Raw genomic sequence first — 24,242 nt, forward strand, 5'->3', positions numbered from 1 at the left:
CGTACTTGAAGAGGTTAATTATGTGAGTAATTAATAAATTAAGGTGGTAACACGAGATATACTCTCGTCCTTTATAAAATAAAGGATGAGAGTTTTTTTTGTTATCATATTTTATCGTGTATATTTAGAAATGCGAATGTGAGAGAAGTTATACACAACTAAAACTAGCCTTAATAATTTTTATTAGCTTTTATAAATCTTATAGAACTTGCTTATATTAAAAATTTTAAATATAAGGAGTTATGATATATGAAAAAGACAATTGATGAACAAATTAAAATTATAGCAAAGGGAGCAGCAGATATTATAAGCATAGAAGAATTAAAAGAAAAGCTTATCAAATCTGAAAAGGAAAATAAACCCTTAACAATTAAATTAGGTTTAGATCCAAGTGCACCAGACATACATCTAGGGCACGCAGTTGTTTTAAGAAAAATAAAACAACTGCAAGATTTAGGACATAGAGCTGTTATTTTAATTGGAGATTTTACAGGAAAAATTGGAGATCCAACAGGTAAGTCAAAAACAAGAAAACCATTAACACAAGAACAAGTTATAGAAAATGCAATGACATACAAAAAACAAATTTTAAAAGTTTTAGATAAGGAAAAGACAGAAATTAGATTCAACAGTGAATGGTTATCTAAATTAAAATTTGAAGAAGTATTAAAATTAGCTGCAACGACCACAGTTGCAAGAATGCTTGAAAGAGATGATTTTAAAAATCGCTATAGTAATAATGCACCTATTGGTATCCATGAATTTTTTTACCCTTTGATGCAAGGATACGATTCAATTGTACTAAAAGCTGACATAGAGCTTGGTGGAACTGATCAAACATTTAATATTCTTATGGGCAGAACTCTACAAAAAGGCATGGGAATGGAGCAACAAATAGCAATATTCATGCCAATTTTAGAAGGACTCGATGGAGTGGAAAAGATGAGTAAAAGTCTTGGAAATTACATTGGAGTAGATGAACAGGCTGAAGTAATGTTTAAAAAGATTATGGAAGTACCAGATAATCTTATTATAAAGTACTTTGAATTAGCAACTGATGAACATCCAGATAGAATTGATGAGATAAAAAGTGATCTTGAAAATGGAAAAAATCCTAGAGATATAAAGTTAGAACTTGCTAAAATTATTACAAGTTTATATCATTCAGAAGAAGAAACAAAGGCTGCTATTGAATATTATGAACAAGTATTTAAAAATAGATGTTTACCTAGTGAAGTGCCAGAAATAAATATACCAAAAGAATTTTTAAAGTTAAAAGAAATAAGTAAAATCCTTGTAGATGAAGGGTTAGTATCTTCTAATAAGGAATTTAGAAGACTAGCAGAACAAGGTGGAGTACAAATAAATACTGAAAAAGTACTAGAGTTTGACAATGCTAAAATCAATGATAATGATATACTAAAAATAGGGAAAAAGAAATTTATTAAGATAAAAAGGATATAAGTATTTTACAATATTAACATTTGCGGTTAATATAGTAATATACAATAAATTTAACAATGGAGGAAATGATATGTACAATAAAATAATGGAATCAGTAAGTTACATTAATGAGAAAGTAAAAAGAAACCCTAAAATCGCAATAATACTTGGATCAGGATTAGGAGACTTAGTTAATGTCGTAGAAGATATGGAAAGTATATCTTATGAGAAAATACCTAATTTTCCAGTTTCTACAGTTAAAGGACATGAAGGAAAATTAGCATTTGGAAAAATTAATGGTGTTGAAGTTCTGTTAATGCAAGGAAGATTTCACTATTATGAAGGGTATAATATGAAAGAAGTTACATACCCAATATATGTAATGAAACAATTAGGAATAGAAAAAATAATAGTAACAAATGCTTGTGGTGGAATAAATACAAATTTTGAACCAGGAACATTAATGATTATAAATGACTTCATTAACTTATTTGGAACAAATCCATTAATTGGGGTTAATGATGAAAGATTAGGAACTAGATTCCCAGATATGTCAGAACCATATAAAATAGAACTTATGAATAAAGCTAAAAAAGTAGCTGATGAATTAGGAATAAAATATGATGAAGGCGTTTACGCTGGATTTATGGGACCATACTATGAAACAGCTGCTGAAGTTAGAATGATAGGAAAACATGGCGCTGATGCAGTAGGTATGTCAACGGTACCAGAAACAATAGTTGCTAATTATTTAGGAATGGATGTATTAGGAATAGCTTGTATTACTAATATGGCAACAGGAATTCAAAAAGTTAAACATTCACATGAAAGAGTAGTAGAAACAGCTCAAAAAGCATCAGCTAACTTATGCAAATGGGTATCAAAAGTTATAGAAGTTATATAACTTAAACATAAAAAAAGATAGGGGATTTGTATTTAGTGAAAAATATATTTTTCTATAAAACAGTTCTTGGGAATATAGGAATAGCGGACAATGGAAGCGCTATCACAAATTTATATTTTAATAGAGATAGTGTTGCTAAAGATATGATTTTAATTGAAACTGATCTTATAAAAAAAGCTTTTACTCAGTTAGAAGAATATCTTTGTAAAAATAGAAAGCAGTTTGAAATTCCATTAGAGCCATATGGTACTGATTTTATGAAATCTGTATGGAATGAATTGCAAGGTATTCAATACGGAAAAACTTGTACTTATGGAGATATAGCTGAAAAAATAGGAAATCCTAAAGCATCAAGGGCTGTTGGTCTTGCTAATAATAAGAATCCAATTCCTATCTTTATACCATGTCATAGAGTTATTGGGAAAAGTGGTAAGTTAGTTGGATATTCGGGTGGTTTAGACATAAAAGAAAAGCTTTTATATTTGGAAGGTTCAACTAATAATACTCTGTTTTAAATATGTTTGATATATGTAATGTTAAAGTTGAGTTGCAATTGGACTTTGAGAATTCTTATGTGAGAACCAAAAAAAGTAAGTGTCCAAATTTTACATTTGGCTACATAACTTTCATACTGTGGATTTTGCATTTTGAATTTACTCAACAAAATGGAATTCCCTTTTAATAGTCCCATTTATGGTTTGTCCCAATTTTATATTGAGAGCAAGCTAAAATGGGACTATTCTCATTTAAGCATTTTTAAGTTTAATTACTTAGTAAACATTACTTCTACATATATCAGCTATTTTACTAAAACACAGTCTTATTTATTGTTTGCTTTAGTTAATAAGTTATATATTATTTTTGCAGCTTCAGCATTTGTTACATTATTGTTTGGATTAAAATTATTATTTTCATCACCTGTAATTATACCTAAGGAATGACAAATTGCGGCATAGCCTTTAACATTATCTTCAATTGAATCATTAAATGGGTTATTAAAAATATAAAAATTTCTAGCAATCTTATCATATCCTAAATATCGAACTATTAATTTACTTATATCTTTATTTGTAAGCAATAAATTTGGTGACTTTTCTTCTATTTTTAAAATACCTTTTTCTATAAGCATGTCATAAAATTTATCATCATCATTAAAGTCCCCAATTTGAGAATAAAGATATCTTAAAAAATTAATTTGAGTTATGTTATTATCAGGATTAAACTTATCACCTTTTAAGTAATAACCATTTTCTAATAGCTCTTTAACTGTTTTCTCACACCAATGTCCATTTATATCAGAATATTTAGGAAGTGTATTTTCTGTATATTCTTCGCCATTAAACTTAATTCTTGTCCCATTAAAAGGATTAACAAGATAATTTTCACCTAAATCTATAAAGTTATATATTAAAGAAATATTTTTATCATTAGACATTGTATATTCTAATCCAAATTTATCACCAATTTTATCAAAGATTGATTCAGATGTTAATGCTGAATCTATGTCTGGAAAGTTAACATCATCATACCATTGGCGAGTATACTCACAAACTTTTCCGCTAGATTTATTAATAGAAACCATAAGATAGTTGTTTATGAAGTTAATTCCGTTTACTTGACGGATAAATTTAAAATTATAAAAGTTATCATTTTCATTTATATTTGTATCTAAGACTTCTAATTTTGTTTCTTTAAACTTATTAGGAGAAACTTCATTTAGAAAATTATCTGCTATATTTTTAGCATCATCAATAGGTATCATATTGTTTTTATCATCAATATTTGAATAATGATAAAAAGATAATAGTTCACTTGATTTAGCATCTATTTCTGCAGAAGCATTTTCAAAATTAATTGTCCAAATATAATTATTTGATATTAAATCTTTGTTTATATGAGAATTAGAAATTTTACTTTCAAAAGAGTCTAAATCACTATATTTTTTTATTATATCTGTAGCTGTGTCTTTGCTTATAAGTCCAGATACATTTTTTATTGCATCGTCTTCTTCTTTTGTTAAATTTTTAAAGGAATCTAAGCTCTCATTAGTATTTTCATATCCATTTTTACCTAAATATATATTGTCATTATTTATAGAAATCTTTTCTCCAGAATGTGCATCTATAGCTACATCAGGAGTACTATTTATGCAGTATGCTGGGAAAATATTTAGCTTATCATTTTTATAGTCATAATAAGAATAATAATTTAACTTTAAACCAATTTTATCAATATATGATTGTTTAGCTTTAAATTTTTCAATTATATTATCATTAGGAGGATAAGAAAGAGAGTTTGTATTTAAGTTATTTGTATTAAAAGTAATTATTTCACCAGTATGTTTATCCACAGAAATATTTACATATAAAAAGTTTAATGGAATATTATTAAAATAACATTTATATTTAAATGTATAGGCACTGTCTGTTGGATCATTGTAAACATTTATTTCTTTTAAAGAGCTATAATGATTTACAAGCGCTTTTTTTATAAAATCTTCACAAGCTTGTCTTGATTCATTCTTAGTGACAGATGCAAGCAACTTTGAAGTATTTTCATTACTGTACTTATAAAAATCATATATATTCCCATTTTCATCTATAGATATAGATATATTTCCGTATTTTCCTTGTACTTCTGACCAATTAAGTTCAAATAAGTTTACTTGTCCAAGAATTGTTTTTTGTTCTCTACTAGAATGAGTAAAATCAGTATAAGTATCGGGAATAGTTATTATGTTTTTTGTTTTTGTAATAGCATTTTCTAATGATTTACTATAATTTTCATCTGCAAATGCTGGATATTGAAGACTAAAAAGAAGACAAAAGAGTAGTAAAATACTAAAAAAATAATTCTTTTTCATTAATATATCCCTCCATTAAATTATAAAAAAATTAAAAATACAGTTATAGTCTATAGTATGAAACAGGATATAAATATTCGCTTGATCCTGAACCTACTCATCAACCTTATAATTATATGGTATCATTAAATATATTTTCCAGCTACTATTTAATATGTTTATTAAGTTTAATTTAAGAAAGAATTATTAAATTAGGCTCTGTTTTAGTAGCATGTTGATATTGCATGCCACTTCACCTATTGCATATATCAACACATATTTAAAACAGAGCCTTAAATGTATTGTATTTTAAATTTTCTAGGTATTAAAAAGTTAAAATTCATTGTTTAATAATAAGTAAAAAAATTAAATTTTAAAAATCACGTTCTAATATTTCTATTTTTTTAGGATCTTTAAAATCTTCTAATGAATTTATATCAATTTTTGATAATACCTCATCTAAAATTTTACTATGAACAGGAACTTTTATAGGTGAATCATAAGCTAATTCATCAACAGCAACTTTAGATTTAGTTGGTGGAACAATAGCTTTAGGTCCTCCAACACATCCACCAGGACACCCCATACCTTCTATAAAATTAGCATTTACTTCTTTTTTTAGAGCTTTATCAAGTATTGATTTGCAATCTTTAATTCCATCAACTTTAACACTTTTAAAATCTTTAAATTTTTCTGGATAGAGTTCTTCTATTGTTTCAGAAACAGCAATTGAAACACCACCAGTTCTAGCGTATAAACGTCCAGCCTTTGATGTATATTCAACAGATGGAACTCCCTTTAAGTCTATTGGATTTATCTTTAAAGCTCTAAAGATTTGTTCTACTTCTTGGAATGTTAATACAAAATCAATAGCTCCAATTAGATCTTTTTCCTTTGCCTCAGCTTTTTTTGCGATACATGGGCCTATGAAGACTACTTTAGTATCTTTATTTAGTTTTTTTAATATTCTTCCAGCTGCAATCATGGGAGAAACTGATGGCGATAAATCAGGGACAAGTTCTTTATATACTTTTTTTAACATTCCGACCCACATTGGACAACAACAAGAGGTTATCATTAAATCATCAGGTTTATTAACATGCTTATTAAATTCAACAGCTTCTTTCACTGTTAGTATATCAGCAGCAAATGCAACTTCAACCATATCAGTAAAACCTGCTTTGATAAAAGCTTCTCTTAATTGATCCATTGTTACATTTTCTCCAAATTGTCCAGCAATTGCAGGTGCTACAGCAGCAATAACAGTTTTATTTTCTTTTATTAGATTAATTATAGGTAAGAATTCAACCTTATCTAATATTCGTCCATTCTTGCATGAATCAATACATATACCACAATTAATACACATATCCTTGTTTATAGCAGTAGAGTTTTTTTCACTATCATAATATATAGCATTAAAAGGACATGCTAATTCACAAGTGTATTTTTTTTCTTTGTTAGGTGTGCAATTAGCGCCACAACATTCAAGTTTTTCAACTATTCTCTTATTTACAGTATATTCTGTAATTGCTTTTTTTATATTATATACATAATTATTATCAAATTTAAGTTTTACTCCACAAAGCGATGTTATTATTTCAAATGTTTCTTGTGGAGATACTTCATGACATATCATAATGCGATTAAGGGTTTCATCAAAATTACCATCATAATATGACTTGACTAATGTATCAAATAAGTCTAAGTATTTATTGTTCATAAATATATAACCTCCAAGTTAATGAATAATATCAAATTTTCTATTTTAATATTAGTATGTATTAATATGCTGTATTTTATTAAATTATATATAAATTTAATTGCTTAAAAGTTATAATGATTTTAAAAGATTGATTTTTACAATGAATATGTTAACATATTCATTGTAGATGTTTATTTAGTATACTAAAGGGGGATGACATAATTATGAACGACTTAAGAGAGAGTGATAAAATATTTTTTGATTGTGGAAATGTAACCATATCAACTGAAAACGTAGAGGAAAAACTAGATGAAGTTCAAGAAATTTTAATGATATATAGTTCTGCTATAAAAGAAATTAAAACTAAATTAGATATTTTAGATTTTGAATTTAAAATAAGAAGAAAAAGAAATCCTATAGAATATATGAAATCTAGAGTTAAATCACCTAGAAGCATATTAGAAAAGCTTAAGCGAAGAGGCTTTGATATTAGTATTAAATCAGCGAGAGAAAATTTAAATGATATAGCTGGAGTAAGGGTTGTATGTTCATTTGTAAGTGATATATATGAAATTGCTAATATGTTAAAAAGTCAAAATGACATAAGATTAGTGGAAGAAAAAGATTATATAAAAAATCCAAAGGAAAATGGATATAGAAGTTTACATATGGTATTAGAAGTTCCAATTTATTTTTCAGATCATATAGAAAATGTAAAAGTAGAAGTTCAGATAAGAACTATTGCAATGGATTTTTGGGCAAGCTTAGAACATAAACTTTATTATAAAAAAGGAAAAGATACGCCAAAACATATAAGAGCAGATTTAAAGGAATGTGCAGATATAATTTCAGCAACAGATTTAAAAATGCAAAAAATACAAGAAGAAGTTGAAAAATTATAAAATGCTTAATAAAATATTATGTTTTAGAGGATGATTTTACAATTAAAAAGTAATATAATATAAATTATAGATTTAACATATTATGTATAAGAGTTAAGGACTTAAATATATAATTTTAAAATAAATATATTTAGTGATTTATAGAAGTGAGGTTAATAATGAGTATTTTAGTTTTAGGTGGAGCAGGCTATATTGGTTCTCATGCAGTAAGCCAATTAATAGATAATGATTATGATGTTGTGGTTGTAGATAATTTACTAACTGGGCATAAGGAAGCAATAAATGAAAAGGCAAAATTTTACAAGGGTGATATAAGGGACAAGGAATTTTTAAAGGATGTTTTTGAAAAAGAATCTTTTGAAGCAGTAATTCATTTTGCAGCAAATTCTTTAGTTGGAGAATCTATGGTAGATCCTCTTAAATACTTCAATAACAATGTTCAAGGAACTCAAGTTTTATTAGAAGTTATGAATGAATTTAATGTGAAAAATATAGTATTTTCTTCAACAGCAGCAACTTATGGTGAACCAAAACAAATTCCAATAACTGAAGAAATGGAAACTTGTCCTACAAATCCATATGGTGAAACAAAACTTACAATGGAAAAAATAATGAAATGGTGTGATAAGGCTTATGGAATAAAATATGTATCACTTCGTTATTTTAATGTTGCTGGAGCAAGAGAAGGTGGAGTTATTGGAGAAGATCATAATCCAGAAACACATTTAATTCCAATAGTACTTCAAGTAGCACTTGGAAAAAGAGATTTTATAACAATATATGGTGAAGATTATGACACTGAAGATGGTACTTGTGTAAGAGATTACATTCATGTTGAAGATTTAATAGAAGCACATATTTTAGCAATGAAATATCTATTAAATGGAGGAAATAGTAATATATTTAATCTTGGAAGTAGTCAAGGATTTTCAGTTAAAGAAATAATTGAATCTGCAAGAAAAGTTACTAAGCATTCAATTCCAGCACAAATAGGTGAAAGAAGAGCAGGGGATCCAAGTAAGTTAGTTGCGTCTTCAGATAAAGCAAAAAAAATATTAGGATGGAATCCAAGTAGAACTAATATAACAAAGATTATAGAAGATGCTTGGGTATGGCATACAAATAATAAGGATGGATATAACAAATAATATTACGTTGTAATAATTCTAAAGATTTGTTATAATTTAATATAGTCAGTTCGGAAGCCTCCTGACTTTAAACAAAACTACGGTTAACTTTTAGTAATAATAAACTTTTATATATTTATAAGGGTTTATTAGATTATTGAATTTTTATCGTAGGATGTAATGTCCTACGATTTTTTTATTCTTTATATAATGATAAAGGCATTAAATTTAAGTGTTATTTATGATTTAACTTATTAATAAAGATAGAAAAATAAAGAGTAAACAAAGAATATATTCGCCTAGTAGATGTATATAAATATATGCATTTTAAGAAGTATATTTATATATCAATGGCTTATCGTCATCTTAGCGATTTTGTTCTGGCTTTAATCATACTTACAGTTACTCGTTTTGTTTAAATTGTCCATATATTTTAGTGAAATTTTTATACTAAAATATAAATTAAAACTTAGTGTAAAGTTTAGGAGGTTGTTAAACTAATTTTTTAGGAGGATATTTAATGAAAAGTAGTAAAACAACAAAACGATTAGTTAGAACAGCACTTATAGCTGCTATTTATGCAGTGCTAACACTTATATTAGCACCTATAAGTTATGGAAACATTCAATTTAGGATTTCAGAAATAATGGTATTATTAGCTTTTGTAGATCCATTTTATATAGGAGGACTTACATTAGGTTGCTTTATAGCAAATATGCTTGGACCTAACGGTATGTTAGATATATTTTTAGGAACATTAGCTACATTGATTAGTGTTACAGCTATATCATTTACAGCGAAATATATTAAAAATAATAAAAAAGCATTATTTATAGCATCATTGTGGCCAACAATATTTAACGCTTTAATTATAGGATGGATGCTTAATTATTTATTTAAAATTCCACTTATATTATCCATGGGAGAAATAGCAGTAGGTGAATTTGTTGTTGTAACTTTAGTAGGATTACCTATACTTAAGTTAGTACAACATAAATATAAAAAATTAATTTTAGTACAAGATATTTAAATAAAATAAGTTAATAAAAGACATAAAAAAGAGAAAAAAATCTTTTTTGTGTCTTTTTTATAAATTTAATTATTTTATAATGAAAAATTGCATATATTATATTAAAGAATATTATTTTAGGAAAAGTAAAATGAATAAAATTATATATCTATCTTTGCTAATAATTATTTTATTCTCTTTAATATTAGATATAATATGTATGTTAAGGGAAGAACAACATAAAATACCTAAATATTTTTTATATAAAATTTTACTTATAATTACATTGATATTTGAAAAAGTAATGGGTTGTTCTATTTTCAAGTAACTTATAGCATTAAATTTATTATCATATGTAAGTATTTATGAATATCATAAATAATGAATCAATAAAATTATGAGGTGATATTATGCACATATCAACAAAAAAAAGGTTTAATAAGATAGGAGATAAATTTATAAAAATTGATTATGATTTATCTACTATAAGATGGGTAATTAGCGAAGTTAGAAATACTATTTGGGATATGAATCAAACAGAATTTAAAAAACTTATTAGTATACCAAGTAGTATCTTAAAAGAAGATGCGTACATTAAAGATTATGAAATGTGGCAAAAAGAAAATAAAGGATATTTACTATCAAATTTAAGTGATTTCAAAGAAAAATATTTTATAGAATTAAAAGAAAAAATTTATTCAGATAAATATTCTATTAATGATATGTTAGAAACAATAGATTATATGGTAGATAACTTTGAAAATTTGCAAGAAAATCATAGTGGAAAAATGGAAATGCCCTTAAGAAATATTGAACTTGGGTTTAGAAATTTAGACATTTCTAATAAAAAAGCATTAACATCAAAGGGAGAGTTATTTTCTAAATATATAGAAAATGCAGTAAATGGAGCTTTGTAAATCTATAAAAATGAATAAGAAATAAGAGAAATAAGTTACTATTATTTTAAGTGACTTATTTTTTATTTTCAGTATAAATATGTAAAAAACTATATATATATAAATAGATATTATATTAAATCTACAAAAATTCAAATTTAAAAATAAGTAGTAAAAATTTTATTACTAAATATAATGATTTTCACATAAATATATTTAAAAATGCAAATCTATAAGAATAAGCTGGATTTTAGTATGAAATTTTACTAAGTTTCGCAAGATAAGGTTAGTGATAATTTAATTACAGTTTTATTTATTAGATATAAAATTAAGATAATTTTATAAAAGAAGGTGAATAATATAGGGAATGTTAACACATATAATCATAAATATAATAACATTTTAAAGCTAGATAAGATTAACTATCCTCTTTTGGCATCTTTTCTTGTATTAATTATAGGAAGTTTGACATTATTTATACATCCTATTATAGGAATGGCTGACAATGGGGATTTTTATAGAGTGATAAATAAGAGCGGTGCATATCATTTGAACAAAAATTCTAATGATATATTCTTAGGATATTTTATAAAAGACTATGGAATTTATAAATATAACAATGATTATGCTAACATTCTAATATCAACTCAATCTATATTTGTAAAGTCAGCTATTTTTTTAGATAGTTTTTTTACGAAAGACTATGTTTTAGATATAAGATTTATGTCTATTATGTTTTTGATAATTGAAGCTATAGGAGTTTATTTTTTTATAAAAGCACTAATAAATAAAGTAGATAATTCTAAATATAAACTAATAATAACTTTATTAACTATTTTAATATTTTGTGATACAGGGTATTTAGCGTATTACAATTCTTTTTATGGAGAAAGTGTTAATATATGCTGTTTTCTAATGAGTATAGGTTTACTAATTTATATGATAGAATTTGATAAGTTTACGTGGTATAACTTAATAGCTTTTGGAATAAGTTCGTTTCTGTTTTTCGGATCTAAACAACAATTAGCACCAGTTGGTATATTAATATCATTTATTTTTATAATAATAGGAGTTTACACAACAAATAAACCATTAACTAAAATATTAACTTATATTTTAGCTATAATTTTTATAATAAGCTCAATGGTATTTTATAAGTCAATCACAGGAGATTTTAAATACATAAATATATATCATTCTATGAACAGAGGTATTTTATTGAATGAAGATGATCCAGACAGCATATTAGAAGATTTTAATATAAGTACACAATATTCTTTGTTGCAAGAAACAGATTTTTTTGAAGAAATTAAGTTGTTAGATCCATATGAAGAAAAATTAATAGACGACTATTATGAAAAATTCTCATTAGGAAAAATTTTAGAATATTATATAACACATCCTAAGGCATTTATTAAAGTATTAAAAATAAGTTTTAATAATGGATATTCAATCAGACCAAAAGTAATTGGAAATTATGAACAAAGTGAACACAAAGAATTTGGAGCTAAATCATACTTCTTTGCAACATGGAGTACATTTAAAGAAAAAGTTATACCAAAGAACATGTTGTTTACTGTAGCTACAATAGTTATTTATTTATATTTATCTACATCTAGATTTTTAAAGGCCATAAAGAACAATAATAAAAAAATTCAACTTAAAGAAATTACGTATTTTTATGTATTTCTAGTTGGAATATCACAAATTATCATTTCTGTAATAGGGGCTGGTGATGCAGATTTATCTAAACATGTATTTATGTACAACATGGCATTTGATTTGATATTTATATATATAATTAGTTTGATTTTTGAAAATAAAACAATAAAATCGTAGGGTGGTTTTAAATTATGAATGAGATAAACATTAGAAAAAAGGTTGATATTCTAATAACGTTTTTAATAACGTATTTTTTTATTATATCTATTAGCTTTAATATTTTTAACTTTCAACAATCCTTTGAAAATTACTTTATGCTGACACTTATAATGATAATTGCAGTTATAAGTTACTATACTAATGTGACATTTTCATTAATTGTTACGTTGATAGTTGATTTTATTTATATGAGTATAAAATTATACTTGAATTTTACTGGAAATCTTACTGCTGAATTTAACACATATTATTGGATTGTAATAATACCTATTACTGCTTTAATAGTTTCATTTATGTCAAAGAATATAGTGTTGCTGCAAGAAAAAGTGATATCTTTGGAAGAAGAGAATTCAAGACTTATAATGATTGATGAATCTACAGGAATAAGAAATGATAAAGCAATTATTATGGAATTACCAATATATATGAATATAAGCAAAAGGCATAATTTACCTTTAACTTTAATAATTGTAAAAGTTAAATTTGCAGATAAATTAAAAAGAATTCTTGGAAGAAAAAAGTACTTAGAATTACTGGTTCAAACATGTGATATTTTTAAAAAAGCTTTAAGAGAAGAAGATGTAAAGTACATATTAGATGAAAGTACATTGGCATTTATAACAATCACCAATGAAGATGGTGCTAAGGTAGTAAAAAATAGGTTTAGGGAAAACATTAATAATGCTGATTTAATACAATATTCATTATATAAAAATATAAAGTTAGATATTCAAATGGGATCATGTACATTTGATAAATCAATAAAGGATTCTATGGAATTCTTAATAAAAGCTGAAAAGGAAATTGAATATGACATTCAAGAATAAACTGTTTAAAGTTAAAAAATTAATTATAGTAGTATTAATTTTTATACTGATAAATAGTTTATGTTTCACTAAAAATGTATATGGTGTTGAATCAAGAGAAAAAGTGTTGGTCTTATATGATGCTTATAAAGAATATGGAGAAAAAAGAAATACTTTAAATGATTTAAATAGAATATGTTTAGAATTTGCTGATGACATTGAAATAATGAGATTCTCAGCTTATGAGGGATCAGATTTATCACAGTATAAAACTATTTTTATATTAAATTTAAGTGATAATACTTTAAGTGAGACTTTAAAGCAAAATCTAATTAAATATAAGAATGAAATATTTTGGATTGGGAAAAAATCATATAATAACTTTTTAAATACAGATAAGGTAATATACATGGAAGGTCTGTATTTTGATAATTATAAGAAGATATATGATGTTATTTGTAAATATTTTAATAAAGAGTATGAGAAAAATATATATCTTTATTTTGATAAAGTCACTCCATTTAATGACCTTAATGTTTTAATTGAAGAGATAGACTATTTAAAAAAAATTGGAATACGCTTTTTTATTGAAGTATCACCTGTATTTAAAAATGAAAATTTATCTGCTATGAACAGATTCGCAGAGGTATTGAGATATGCACAAGCTAATGGAGGAGAAATAGTATTAACACTTCCACCATTAGTAAGCTTAGATGTTAAAGGAAAAAATATAGAAGAGAAAGTTAATTTGGGATTTAAAAATTATATTAATTATTGGATTTATCCAACTGCTATAAGTATAAGTGATTATTGGCTGTATAGAGATGATTTAAAGGAATTGCTTAAAAAGACGAATACTATCTTTATAGATTCTAATATAGATATGGGGATTTTAGATTTTGATAAATACAATCTATCATCTTATAAGAATATAATTGAAAAAGTTGATTTTGATAATAGCAGTAATTTATATAATAATGTAGCGATAAATATAAGTAGTAAATTATCTGTTAAGGAATTTAAGAATAAGGTTGAAGAGTTATTAGATAAAGATATATATTTTAAAGATACTCATGATATAAATAGCAGTATTACTATTGATAACTTAAATATCAAGAGTAATAAAAATGGAATATTTTTAAATGATAAAAATGTTACACAGGTACAGTTTGTTGATAGTGAAAAATATAAAACTGTAATGAATGGATATGAAAATCAGAGACATGATGATGTTAATATAAATTTAGATAAAACAAATAAAATACTTGTGATTATTAGTACCGTAGTTGTAATTCTTTTTATAATAATTGTTTTGATAAATTTTAATATTGATAAAAGAAAATTTTTAAAATAGGAGAAAATGTTATGAATGTATTTGACTACATGGCATTATATTCCCTGGGGATAATTTGGATAATAATATTTGTTAATATTATTTTAGTTGTATTTGGATATATATACTATTCTAAAGTACATAATAAAATAATGAAAGAAAAATTAAAGTACTATCCATTTGTATCAGTCATGGTTCCAGCACATAATGAAGCTATTGTTATAAGAAAAACAGTAGAGTCATTACTAGAATTAGATTATCCTCATGACAGATATGAAATTATAATAATAAATGATAATTCAAATGATAATTCAGCAGAAATACTGCAAGCAGTTAAAGAAAAAGTTTTAGATAGAAATCTAATAATAATAAACACTGATAATATAACTGGCGGAAAGGGAAAATCCAATGCACTTAATATAGGGCTTGAAAAAAGTAAGGGAGAAATTTTAGCTGTTTATGATGCTGACAATACTCCAGATTCTAAAGCATTAAAATATTTAGTTCAAACATTGTTAGAGGATGATAAGTTAGGTGCAGTTATTGGAAAATTTAGATGCAGAAATAAAGATAAAAACTTATTAACTAATTTTATAAATATAGAAACATTAACGTATCAATGGATGGCTCAAGCAGGACGATGGGAAATGTTTAAGCTTTGTACTATTCCAGGTACTAACTTTGTAGTAAGAAGAAGTATCATGGAAGAAATGAATGGATGGGATACAAAAGCTATAACAGAAGATACTGAAGTGAGTTTTAGAATTTATATGATGGGATATAAAATAAAATTTATGCCTCTCGCTGTAACATATGAACAAGAGCCTCAAACATTAAATGTATGGTTTAAGCAAAGAATAAGATGGGCAAAGGGGAATACTTATGTTGTTATAAAAAATTTCAAATACTTATTTAAACCAGGGTTTGGAGTAACTAAATTTGATATATTGTATTACACTATGATTTATTTTTTCTTTTTATCAGCTAGTGTTATTTCAGATATGTTATTTTTATTAGGATTTGGAGATATAATTCAAATAAATATTACTGGATATGGATTAATATTATGGGTTATGGCGTATTCAGTATTTAATCTTTCTATAATGATAGCAATTTCAACAGAAAAGGGAGAATTAAATATAAAAAATATTATGGTTATATCTATAATGTATTTTACTTATTGTAAATTATGGGCTATTGTAGCGGCAATAGGATTTTATAATTACATAAAAGATTCATTGTTAAAAAGAGAAACTAAATGGTATAAAACTGAAAGGTTTTAAACCTGGAGGAGGTATTTATATATGAGTAAGGAGAATGTAATTTTATATAAATTAAAACTTTTTTTATTTTTTACTTTTGTAATTATATTTTTAGGAAATATGTTGCCTATTAAAGCAAATGCAGAGCCAATTAAGAATTTTACAAATGTAGAAAATACAATTAATACAAAGACATATAAAATGGGAAATGATTTAAGTTTTAAAGGTGTATTTTCAGGTCACAGTTGGTATTTTAACATTAATAAGTGGTGGAATGTTAACTTTGTTGAAGCACATATACAATTTTCAATAAATCAATTAGTAGATAGTAAAAAAGATGCATATATAGTACTGTCTATTAATAATGTTAATTTTTATTCTAAAAAAATATATTATGATGAAAAGACAGAAATTCAAGATATTAAATTAACCATCCCCAAGGATTTACTTTTAAATGGAAGTAATGAATTGAAAGTCGAAACATATTCAAGAATTTCTGATTTACCGTGTATAGATGATGTTAATATTGCAAATTGGATTACTTTAAAAGGTGATTCAAATGTAAAAGTTAATTTTAATAATGTTATAGCTGACAATAAAATATGTAATTTTCCATATCCTTATTTAAATGAAGATGATGAAGATAATGTATATACAAATATAGTAATTCCAAATGAATATAGTGATGGAGAATTAAGTGCTGCATTATTATTAAATTCTTACTTGGGAAAGATGTATGAAAATGGAGACTATCATGGAGAAATATTAAAATATGATGACTTTTCTAAGAAAAAATCTCAAAATGTAATTTATATTGGAAACTATGATATTCTTCCTAAAGAAATAAGTATATCAAATAATGTGGAAAATGAAGACTGTGTTATAAAAGTGTTGAATTCACCATATAGTACTGATGAAAATAGAAAGATGTTACTTCTTTTAAGCAACAATAATGAAAGTCTTTTAAAAGGTGTAAAAACACTTATGAATAACGATATTGTTTTTCAATTAGACAAAGATACATTTATAGTAGATAAAAATTTAAAAGAAAATATGAAAAGCAAAGAGGAGAATGGACGAATAACTTTCAAGGATATAGGAAGTAATGAAATTAACTTAAAAGGTCAATTTAGAAGAAGTGCTACTTTAAATTATAGTTTACCTAAAAATAGGGTATTAAGTTCTGGTGATAAAATAAAATTATTTATGAGGTATTCTGAAAACTTAGATTTTAATAAAAGTTTAGTAACTATATATATGAATAATACTCCTATTGGAAGCAAAAAATTAGAAAAAGATAAAGCAAATGGTGATGAATTGGAATTAGCAATACCTAATGATGTCAAATTAAGCAGTTATATGGAACTTACTATAGCTTTTGATTTAGAAATGGAAAATTCATATTGTGAAAAAAGGCAAGAAGAAATGCCCTGGGCTTTAGTGAGTGGAGACTCGTATATATATACTGGATTAACTGATATAGATAATTACTACTTTTCCACATATGGAGCACCTTTTATTAAAGATAGATCTTATAATGATACATTAGTAGTTTTGCCTGATAATTTGACATCACAAGATTTAACTTATATAGGAAGAGTTTTTGCTTATTTAGGTAAAGATTTATATTATAATACTGGAAGTTTAAAAGCAATTAGAAGTTCAAAAATAAATGGAGAGGAAAAAGATAGTAATATAGTTGTATATGGAACTCCTGAAAATAATAAGCTTATTAAAAAATTAAATGATAATCTTTGGTTTAAATATGATGAAGAATATTCAAAATTTTTATCAAATGAAAAGTTATTTTTAACAGAACCATTTTCAAGTGAAATTTCTACTTTTCAACTTGATATATCTCCATATAACCTTCAAAAAGCAATGCTTGTAATCACATCACCAAATGAGGAGATATTAAGAAATTCATTAGAGTATTTAAGTTCATCAAAAAAAATATATGAACTTAGTGGTGATTGTGCTGTAATAGATCAATATGGCAATATAAAAACATATAAAATGAAAAAAGAGGTGTCTAAGCCGATTTATCAAAAAATAAATTCATTAGATTCTAGGGTAAAAGGTTTATTAGGAATTGCAACATTATTTTTGATATTTATTATCATATCTATAATAATGTATTTCTTAAAAAATAACTCAATGGAAAGAGGGAATTCAATTTTAACCTCAAAATTAAAAAAAATTGGTAGAAAATATTCTAAAGGCATAAGAGAAAAAGAAAATGATAAATCTAAAGATAAATAATTTTCAAGTATTGCATTCAAATAGGTAAAATATGAAATAAATTAACAAATATATTAAAATTGACAAATTATAATAGAAAATATAGAATTAAAGTATTATTTGAAAATATTTGTACTCAATAAAAAATTAATTTATGAAATGGGGAAGATAAGCATGAAAGCAATATTAACAGTAATTGGGGAAGATAAAGTTGGTATTATTGCAGGGGTTAGCAATAAATTACAAGAATTTAATATTAACATATTAGATGTTAACCAAACAATAATGCAAGGATTTTTTACGATGATGATGGTATTAGATTGTAAAAATATGAATACACAATTTGAAGACGTACACAAAGCATTAAATGCTAAAGGTATAGAACTTGGTGTTGAAGTAAAGATTCAAAGAGAAGAAATTTTTAAGTCTATGCATTCACTATAATTGGGGGGAAACTTATGAATACAAATAAAATACTTGAGACAATAAAGATGATTGAAGAGGAAAAACTAGATATAAGAACGATAACAATGGGGATTTCATTATTAGATTGTATAGATCCAGATGGAGAAAAAGCCAGAATAAAGATATATGATAAGATTACAAAATCAGCAGAACATTTAGTAGAAGTTGGAAGACAAATAGAATCTGAATTTGGAATTCCAATAGTAAATAAAAGAGTTTCAGTAACACCTATATCTATAATTGCAGGGGCCACCAATGAAGAAAGTTATGTAAAATTTGCTCAAACTCTAGATAAAGCAGCAGATACGTTAGGAATAGATTTCTTAGGAGGATTTTCAGCTTTAGTACAAAAAGGATGTACTAAGGGAGATAAAATTTTAATAAATTCTATTCCAGAAGCACTAGCAATTACACAAAAAGTTTGTGCTTCTGTAAATGTTGGATGTACAAAATCAGGAATAAATATGAATGCTGTTAGAGATATGGGAGAAATTATAAAGAAAACAGCAGAACTTACAAAAGATAAAAAAGGATTTGGATGTGCAAAGTTAGTTGTATTTGCTAATGCAGTAGAAGACAATCCGTTTATGGCTGGAGCATTTCATGGAGTGGGAGAAGCAGAAAAAATAATAAATGTTGGAGTAAGTGGACCAGGAGTTGTTAAAAGAGCTTTAGAAAAAGTCAGAGGACAATCTTTTGATGTTGTTGCAGAAACAATAAAGAAAACTGCTTTTAAGGTTACAAGAATGGGTGAATTAGTTGCCAATGAAGCTTCAAGAAGATTAGGAGTTCCTTTTGGAATAGTTGATTTATCTTTAGCACCAACTCCAGCAGTAGGTGATTCAGTAGCAGAAATATTGGAAGAAATAGGACTTGAAACAGTAGGAACACATGGAACGATAGCTGCTCTTGCAATGCTTAATGATGCCGTTAAAAAAGGTGGAGTTATGGCATGCAGCCATGTAGGCGGATTAAGTGGTGCATTTATCCCTGTATCTGAAGATGCAGGAATGATTGAAGCTGTAATTAAGGGATCATTAAACTTGGAAAAATTAGAAGGAATGACTTGTGTATGTTCAGTAGGACTTGATATGATTGCAATTCCAGGTAATACACCAGCATCTACAATATCTGCAATGATTGCTGATGAGGCTGCAATTGGTGTTATAAATAATAAAACAACAGCAGTTAGAATAATACCAGCACCAGGATGTAGTGTTGGAGATATGGTTGAATTTGGTGGTCTTTTAGGTAGAGCACCTGTAATGAAAGTGAATGAAAATTCATCAGAATTATTTGCCCAAAGAGGTGGAAGAATTCCAGCTCCGATACATTCATTTAAGAATTAAAATAAAAAGCAATTATTTTTTATTAAATATTTAAACTACTCAACAATTATTGTTGAGTAGCTTTTTATTTTGCTCATTTTTTAATGAATTTAACAGTAAGTTTAAGAATTTTATTCTTAAATTAATAATAAAATCGTTTAATAGATGTAATTTTATTATTTTAAAATATTTGACGAGATATTTTAAAAGTGTTAAATTTGTAAGGTTGCATTGGAATAAATAACATTTGGAGGAATAAATATGAAGAGTAATAAAAGTATAAAAAATGATTTACTAAAAAAATTAGTGTTAGGTTTTATAGTTGTATTTGGATTAGCATTTTTTTCTACATTTATTATAGTAAAAGAAAACTTGGTAAATATTAAACAAAATAGTATAGAAAAAATGATAAGTGATGCTGCAAAAATAGAAGAACAAAAACTAAATACCAAAATTAATGTGGCAAAATCAATAGCAGCTGATTATGAAATTTCTGATATGAATATGTCACAAGAAGAAAAAAATAAAATATTGATTAAATATGCTAATGATTTAGAGTTAAGATCTATAGGCATTATTGATCTTAATGGAAATTTAACTTCAACAGATGGTTACTCAAATAATGTAGCTGATAGAGAATACTTTAAATCAATAGTAAGCAATAAAGAAATTTATATAAGTTCGCCATCATTTGTAAAAGGAACTGATGAACAAATAATATTTTTAGCAGTACCTATAACTAATGGTTGTGATGTTGTTGGAGGATTAACGTGTACTTTTGATAGTAGCTTTTTATCTAAAGACATAGAAAGTTTAAGATATTTTAACATGGGAACTTCATACATATTAGATAAAACAGGAACGGTAATTGCATCTGAGTTTATAGAAGATGTTAAAAATAAGAAAAATCTTTTAAAATCTGATGATATTTCAGATGAAGCACATAATGTTTATAAAAAGGTTATAGAGGGAAATTCAAATATTTTAAAAGAAAATGACAAATATATTGCATATGCTCCTGTTAATTTAACAGAAGGATGGACAATGCAAAGTATGTAGATAAAGAATTAAATTCAATAATAAAACTATTTATTACTATTGCAACTATTGGAACAATAATACTAATAATAATCATTATAATTATTGGAGAAATATTAGGTAAAAGGTTAAAGATATTAAAAAATAGTATAGAAGTATTATCAAAGGGGATATTTAATGAAGAATTAAATACAAAAGAAATGCAAAAAGAAGATGAAATTGGAGACATAAATAGGGCTTTAAAAATCACTAAAAAGTCTATTATAAATATAGTGCACGCAGTAAAACATAGTGTTGATGTATTAAAATATCAATCTGATATGCTTGAAGGTACTTCAAATCAGATAACAGCTGGATCTAAAAATATTTCTATTGCAATGCATGAATCAGCAGAAGCTAATACAAATCAATCAACAGAAATTTTAAAGGTTCATACACAAATGAAAGAATTTGGTGATAATGTTGAGTTTATGAATGAAAACATAAATGATCTTGCAAAAATTTCTTTGAGTGTTGAAGTTAAAGTTGATGATGGGAACAATAGTATTTCAGAATTAGACATTTCATTAAATAGTTTTGATGAAACATTAAAGTCATTTAATGAGGTAATAAGTGGTATGAATAATAAGATTGCATCTATAAAGAATATTACAAGCACTATCAATGGATTGTCTGAACAAACAAATCTTCTTGCTTTAAATGCAGCTATTGAAGCTGCTAGAGCAGGAGATGCAGGTAGAGGGTTCAGTGTGGTAGCTGATGAGATAAGGAAACTTGCTGAACAAAGTCAAACATCAGTTGGGGAAATAGGAACAATAATTAATAATGTACTTGTAGAAAGTAAGAATATCATTGATTCTACAGAAAGTATAAATTTAGAAGTTTCATCTCAAAAGCAAAAGATAAACTTAACGGTAGATACATTTAGTAATATTGCAGAACTTTTAAAAGAAGTTAGTCCTAAGATACAACAAATATTAAATATATCTAATAGTAATGATGAAAGAAAAAATGATGTATTACATGCACTTGAAAATCTTACAGCTATTTCAGAAGAGTTGGCTGCAACAACAGAAGAAGTTGATGCAACTGCTGAAGAGTTTAATGAATCAAGTGGAGATATAAGAATAGTTTCTGATAAGTTAGTAGATTCAATCAGGGAATTAAATGAAGAAATTAATAAATTTATAATATAAGGGTTTAAGTTAAAACTCTTTTTGTGTGCTCAGCATGGGCACGTATTAATTGGTATAAACTTGTAGCCGGTGCTGATAATGCTAATGGTAAGAGGGTTCATTGTAAGATAGAATTTTAAGGAAGACTAAGGCAAAACCTTGGCTTGAAGTACCACGAACCACATTTAAGTCATAAATACAAATTAGTTCAATTTGTCAAAATAAAACTATATAGAATTTTACAAGGTAAAAAGAAGAACTTAGTAATTTTTCTTTTTACCTTAAATTTTATATATAGATAATAATTATATTTATATTGTTATGTTATCATTGTCTTAAATTATAGGATTTATTTGTAAATTGTTTATAATATGAAATTATAATTTTTGATAGAGATTACAAAATATGGTATTATTAAAATAAGTAACCTACTTATTGATTTTAGAGTATATTAATACATTTGAGGTGAATATAAATGGATACATGCGACAATTCAAAAGGTGAAAAGTGGATTAAGATAAAAGGTAAAAGGAAAATTCAATCCTTTCAGGATTTATATGCAGATTTATTTAATATAAGTTTAGGAATAATATCATTAGAAGGGAAAGCTTTAACTGTATGGTCTAATTCTTCTCTGTTTTGTAATTATATTATAAAAAATAATTCTGAAAGGTGTAAGCAAGAAAAACAAAAGATAATAGATTATGTTATGAAGAACGGTCAGGTCATAAAATATACTTGTTATATGAAAATAACATATTTTGCATGCCCTATCTTTTATGGTGATGATTTAGTAGCCATATGTTTAGGGGGAGGAGTTTACTTAGAAGAAGATAAAGAAAGTTTAAATGAAAATATGGTTAAAGGCATACAAATATTAGAGCGAAGCAAGTTAAACGATATCATAACGCTGCTAGAGAATGTATTTAATTTAATAGATAATGAGAAAGAAATAAATCAATTAAAAAAAGATAAAAAGGAAAATTTTGATGAAGATCTATTTTTTTTAGAAAATAAATTGACACTTAGAGAAATGGAAGTTGTTAAATTAATAAATTTAGGAATGACTAATAAAGAAATTTGTATGAAATTAAATATAAGTGAAAAGACAGTTAAAACACATGTTACTAATATATTAAGAAAATTAAAAATGAAAGATAGATTAGAGGTGGTTATATTTTGCAAAAGTAATAGTATTAAATACTAGGGGGATTTAAATGTCTATTAGAAAAAAATGCATTATCTTTGTATCTATAGTTGTAATTGTACCAATGATATTAATATTAATGCTATCAAATGTTATTTTAAATAATCAAATAGATAAATCAGCACAAGGATATTTAGAAAATGCTTTTATAATTGCAAAAAATCAAATGTTAAATCAATTAGATGAAATGGAAAAAATCTCAATAAAGACTACTAACTCATCTGATTTTAAAAGAGAACTTAAAGAAAAAAATATAAGTATGATAGATGAAAATATTGATGAGCTAAAAGAGGTTTATGATTATATAGATTTATATTTTGTATTTAGTGATGATAAGAGATTAATATTAAATCATCCATCAATAAAAGGAACTAATTTAGATAGGTTAAATGAATTATTGGACAAAGCTAAAGAAGCTCATAAAACTATTATTTCAGAAGAAATATTTAATTTAGATGATTTATTTTACTATGATTCTAAAGAATATAATAAATTAAAAGTAAAAATAGATAATGCAGATGAAAATGAATATTTAAATAAAAGTTTAGTAGCTATTACTATTTCACCAGTTTATGATAAAAAAGAGGACAGACTTCTCAATGTCATTTAGATAAGGATTTATCCTTGTCTAAGTCATCTAAGGATATTGAAAATATTCTTAGATGACTTTTTGTTTTA

The 24,242-nt window shown here is 25.5% G+C and carries 20 protein-coding genes and 1 other annotated feature (1 of these 21 cut by a window edge); of the genes, 18 read left to right on the top strand and 2 right to left on the bottom strand.

Features of this window, described 5'->3' with window-relative positions; genetic code table 11:
• Nucleotides 1-75 (top strand) — a binding site (T-box leader); it begins 188 nt to the left of the window's first position.
• Between the two features lie 174 nt (nucleotides 76-249).
• The 3 genes from tyrS to RGC78_RS10300 all read left to right on the top strand — a co-directional run bounded on the left by tyrS (nucleotide 250) and on the right by RGC78_RS10300 (nucleotide 2,862).
• Nucleotides 250-1,464 carry a tyrosine--tRNA ligase gene (gene tyrS / locus RGC78_RS10290; protein ID WP_309556579.1) on the top strand — a complete coding sequence of 405 codons (1,215 nt, stop codon included), beginning with the start codon at nucleotides 250-252 and terminating at the stop codon, nucleotides 1,462-1,464.
• Between the two features lie 70 nt (nucleotides 1,465-1,534).
• On the top strand, nucleotides 1,535-2,347 hold the full coding sequence (locus RGC78_RS10295) for a purine-nucleoside phosphorylase (protein WP_309556580.1): 813 nt from the start codon (nucleotides 1,535-1,537) through the stop codon (nucleotides 2,345-2,347).
• Between the two features lie 35 nt (nucleotides 2,348-2,382).
• Nucleotides 2,383-2,862: a methylated-DNA--[protein]-cysteine S-methyltransferase gene (locus RGC78_RS10300; RefSeq protein WP_309556581.1), complete on the top strand. Its 480-nt coding sequence runs from the start codon at nucleotides 2,383-2,385 to the stop codon at nucleotides 2,860-2,862.
• A 305-nt stretch (nucleotides 2,863-3,167) separates the two neighbouring features.
• Here RGC78_RS10300 and RGC78_RS10305 read toward each other — a convergent pair whose 3' ends face one another.
• Both RGC78_RS10305 and RGC78_RS10310 read right to left on the bottom strand, forming a co-directional pair.
• Complete coding sequence (locus RGC78_RS10305) at nucleotides 3,168-5,210, bottom strand: YcdB/YcdC domain-containing protein (protein WP_309556582.1); 2,043 nt, start codon at nucleotides 5,208-5,210, stop codon at nucleotides 3,168-3,170.
• Between the two features lie 352 nt (nucleotides 5,211-5,562).
• Nucleotides 5,563-6,912, bottom strand: a complete 1,350-nt coding sequence (locus tag RGC78_RS10310; RefSeq protein ID WP_309556583.1) for a [Fe-Fe] hydrogenase large subunit C-terminal domain-containing protein — start codon at nucleotides 6,910-6,912, stop codon at nucleotides 5,563-5,565.
• 206 nt (nucleotides 6,913-7,118) lie between these two features.
• On the opposite strand from RGC78_RS10310, the gene RGC78_RS10315 reads away from it, so the two are divergent.
• The 15 genes from RGC78_RS10315 to RGC78_RS10385 all read left to right on the top strand — a co-directional run bounded on the left by RGC78_RS10315 (nucleotide 7,119) and on the right by RGC78_RS10385 (nucleotide 24,174).
• On the top strand, nucleotides 7,119-7,796 hold the full coding sequence (locus RGC78_RS10315) for a GTP pyrophosphokinase (protein WP_309556584.1): 678 nt from the start codon (nucleotides 7,119-7,121) through the stop codon (nucleotides 7,794-7,796).
• Between the two features lie 158 nt (nucleotides 7,797-7,954).
• Nucleotides 7,955-8,944 (top strand): UDP-glucose 4-epimerase GalE, encoded by a 990-nt coding sequence (gene galE, locus RGC78_RS10320; RefSeq protein WP_309556585.1) that lies wholly within the window; start codon nucleotides 7,955-7,957, stop codon nucleotides 8,942-8,944.
• A 499-nt stretch (nucleotides 8,945-9,443) separates the two neighbouring features.
• Complete coding sequence (locus RGC78_RS10325; RefSeq protein WP_012423750.1) at nucleotides 9,444-9,953, top strand: QueT transporter family protein; 510 nt, start codon at nucleotides 9,444-9,446, stop codon at nucleotides 9,951-9,953.
• A 389-nt stretch (nucleotides 9,954-10,342) separates the two neighbouring features.
• Nucleotides 10,343-10,849 (top strand): hypothetical protein, encoded by a 507-nt coding sequence (locus RGC78_RS10330; RefSeq protein WP_309556586.1) that lies wholly within the window; start codon nucleotides 10,343-10,345, stop codon nucleotides 10,847-10,849.
• Nucleotides 10,850-11,179: 330 nt separating this feature from the next.
• Nucleotides 11,180-12,667: a glycan biosynthesis hexose transferase WsfD gene (gene wsfD / locus RGC78_RS10335; RefSeq protein ID WP_309556587.1), complete on the top strand. Its 1,488-nt coding sequence runs from the start codon at nucleotides 11,180-11,182 to the stop codon at nucleotides 12,665-12,667.
• A gap of 14 nt (nucleotides 12,668-12,681) precedes the next feature.
• Complete coding sequence (locus tag RGC78_RS10340; protein ID WP_017352627.1) at nucleotides 12,682-13,536, top strand: diguanylate cyclase domain-containing protein; 855 nt, start codon at nucleotides 12,682-12,684, stop codon at nucleotides 13,534-13,536.
• Nucleotides 13,520-14,869 carry a DUF2334 domain-containing protein gene (locus tag RGC78_RS10345; protein WP_309556588.1) on the top strand — a complete coding sequence of 450 codons (1,350 nt, stop codon included), beginning with the start codon at nucleotides 13,520-13,522 and terminating at the stop codon, nucleotides 14,867-14,869. The genes RGC78_RS10340 and RGC78_RS10345 overlap by 17 nt, the downstream gene beginning before the upstream one ends.
• An 11-nt stretch (nucleotides 14,870-14,880) precedes the next feature.
• Nucleotides 14,881-16,131, top strand: coding sequence for a glycosyltransferase family 2 protein (locus RGC78_RS10350; protein ID WP_105176543.1), 1,251 nt, complete (start codon nucleotides 14,881-14,883; stop codon nucleotides 16,129-16,131).
• Between the two features lie 21 nt (nucleotides 16,132-16,152).
• On the top strand, nucleotides 16,153-18,372 hold the full coding sequence (locus RGC78_RS10355; RefSeq protein ID WP_309556589.1) for a cellulose biosynthesis cyclic di-GMP-binding regulatory protein BcsB: 2,220 nt from the start codon (nucleotides 16,153-16,155) through the stop codon (nucleotides 18,370-18,372).
• Between the two features lie 153 nt (nucleotides 18,373-18,525).
• Nucleotides 18,526-18,795 (top strand): ACT domain-containing protein, encoded by a 270-nt coding sequence (locus RGC78_RS10360; protein ID WP_003373349.1) that lies wholly within the window; start codon nucleotides 18,526-18,528, stop codon nucleotides 18,793-18,795.
• Nucleotides 18,796-18,809: 14 nt separating this feature from the next.
• Nucleotides 18,810-20,165 carry a PFL family protein gene (locus RGC78_RS10365; RefSeq protein WP_012424702.1) on the top strand — a complete coding sequence of 452 codons (1,356 nt, stop codon included), beginning with the start codon at nucleotides 18,810-18,812 and terminating at the stop codon, nucleotides 20,163-20,165.
• Between the two features lie 240 nt (nucleotides 20,166-20,405).
• Nucleotides 20,406-21,203, top strand: a complete 798-nt coding sequence (locus RGC78_RS10370; RefSeq protein ID WP_309556590.1) for a cache domain-containing protein — start codon at nucleotides 20,406-20,408, stop codon at nucleotides 21,201-21,203.
• Nucleotides 21,182-22,378 (top strand): methyl-accepting chemotaxis protein, encoded by a 1,197-nt coding sequence (locus RGC78_RS10375; protein ID WP_309556591.1) that lies wholly within the window; start codon nucleotides 21,182-21,184, stop codon nucleotides 22,376-22,378. The genes RGC78_RS10370 and RGC78_RS10375 overlap by 22 nt, the downstream gene beginning before the upstream one ends.
• Before the next feature lie 454 nt (nucleotides 22,379-22,832).
• Nucleotides 22,833-23,564 carry a LuxR family transcriptional regulator gene (locus RGC78_RS10380; protein WP_105176547.1) on the top strand — a complete coding sequence of 244 codons (732 nt, stop codon included), beginning with the start codon at nucleotides 22,833-22,835 and terminating at the stop codon, nucleotides 23,562-23,564.
• A 10-nt stretch (nucleotides 23,565-23,574) separates the two neighbouring features.
• Complete coding sequence (locus tag RGC78_RS10385; RefSeq protein ID WP_309556592.1) at nucleotides 23,575-24,174, top strand: hypothetical protein; 600 nt, start codon at nucleotides 23,575-23,577, stop codon at nucleotides 24,172-24,174.
• Nucleotides 24,175-24,242: the final 68 nt, after the last annotated feature.

Origin of the sequence: Clostridium aquiflavi, from assembly GCF_031344075.1 — a bacterium.
Classification (GTDB): Bacteria; Bacillota; Clostridia; order Clostridiales; family Clostridiaceae; genus Clostridium; species Clostridium aquiflavi.

Bases quoted from the DNA above. Each gene is read 5' to 3' on its own strand.
- RGC78_RS10360 (WP_003373349.1), top strand. From the start codon at position 18,526: ATGAAAGCAATATTAACAGTAATTGGGGAAGATAAAGTTGGTATTATT.
- RGC78_RS10310 (WP_309556583.1), bottom strand. From the start codon at position 6,912: ATGAACAATAAATACTTAGACTTATTTGATACATTAGTCAAGTCATAT.
- RGC78_RS10350 (WP_105176543.1), top strand. From the start codon at position 14,881: ATGAATGTATTTGACTACATGGCATTATATTCCCTGGGGATAATTTGG.
- RGC78_RS10385 (WP_309556592.1), top strand. From the start codon at position 23,575: ATGTCTATTAGAAAAAAATGCATTATCTTTGTATCTATAGTTGTAATT.
- RGC78_RS10340 (WP_017352627.1), top strand. From the start codon at position 12,682: ATGAATGAGATAAACATTAGAAAAAAGGTTGATATTCTAATAACGTTT.
- RGC78_RS10365 (WP_012424702.1), top strand. From the start codon at position 18,810: ATGAATACAAATAAAATACTTGAGACAATAAAGATGATTGAAGAGGAA.
- RGC78_RS10330 (WP_309556586.1), top strand. From the start codon at position 10,343: ATGCACATATCAACAAAAAAAAGGTTTAATAAGATAGGAGATAAATTT.
- RGC78_RS10380 (WP_105176547.1), top strand. From the start codon at position 22,833: ATGGATACATGCGACAATTCAAAAGGTGAAAAGTGGATTAAGATAAAA.
- RGC78_RS10295 (WP_309556580.1), top strand. From the start codon at position 1,535: ATGTACAATAAAATAATGGAATCAGTAAGTTACATTAATGAGAAAGTA.
- RGC78_RS10355 (WP_309556589.1), top strand. From the start codon at position 16,153: ATGAGTAAGGAGAATGTAATTTTATATAAATTAAAACTTTTTTTATTT.
- galE (WP_309556585.1), top strand. From the start codon at position 7,955: ATGAGTATTTTAGTTTTAGGTGGAGCAGGCTATATTGGTTCTCATGCA.
- RGC78_RS10315 (WP_309556584.1), top strand. From the start codon at position 7,119: ATGAACGACTTAAGAGAGAGTGATAAAATATTTTTTGATTGTGGAAAT.
- tyrS (WP_309556579.1), top strand. From the start codon at position 250: ATGAAAAAGACAATTGATGAACAAATTAAAATTATAGCAAAGGGAGCA.
- RGC78_RS10375 (WP_309556591.1), top strand. From the start codon at position 21,182: ATGGACAATGCAAAGTATGTAGATAAAGAATTAAATTCAATAATAAAA.
- RGC78_RS10305 (WP_309556582.1), bottom strand. From the start codon at position 5,210: ATGAAAAAGAATTATTTTTTTAGTATTTTACTACTCTTTTGTCTTCTT.
- RGC78_RS10345 (WP_309556588.1), top strand. From the start codon at position 13,520: ATGACATTCAAGAATAAACTGTTTAAAGTTAAAAAATTAATTATAGTA.
- RGC78_RS10370 (WP_309556590.1), top strand. From the start codon at position 20,406: ATGAAGAGTAATAAAAGTATAAAAAATGATTTACTAAAAAAATTAGTG.
- RGC78_RS10325 (WP_012423750.1), top strand. From the start codon at position 9,444: ATGAAAAGTAGTAAAACAACAAAACGATTAGTTAGAACAGCACTTATA.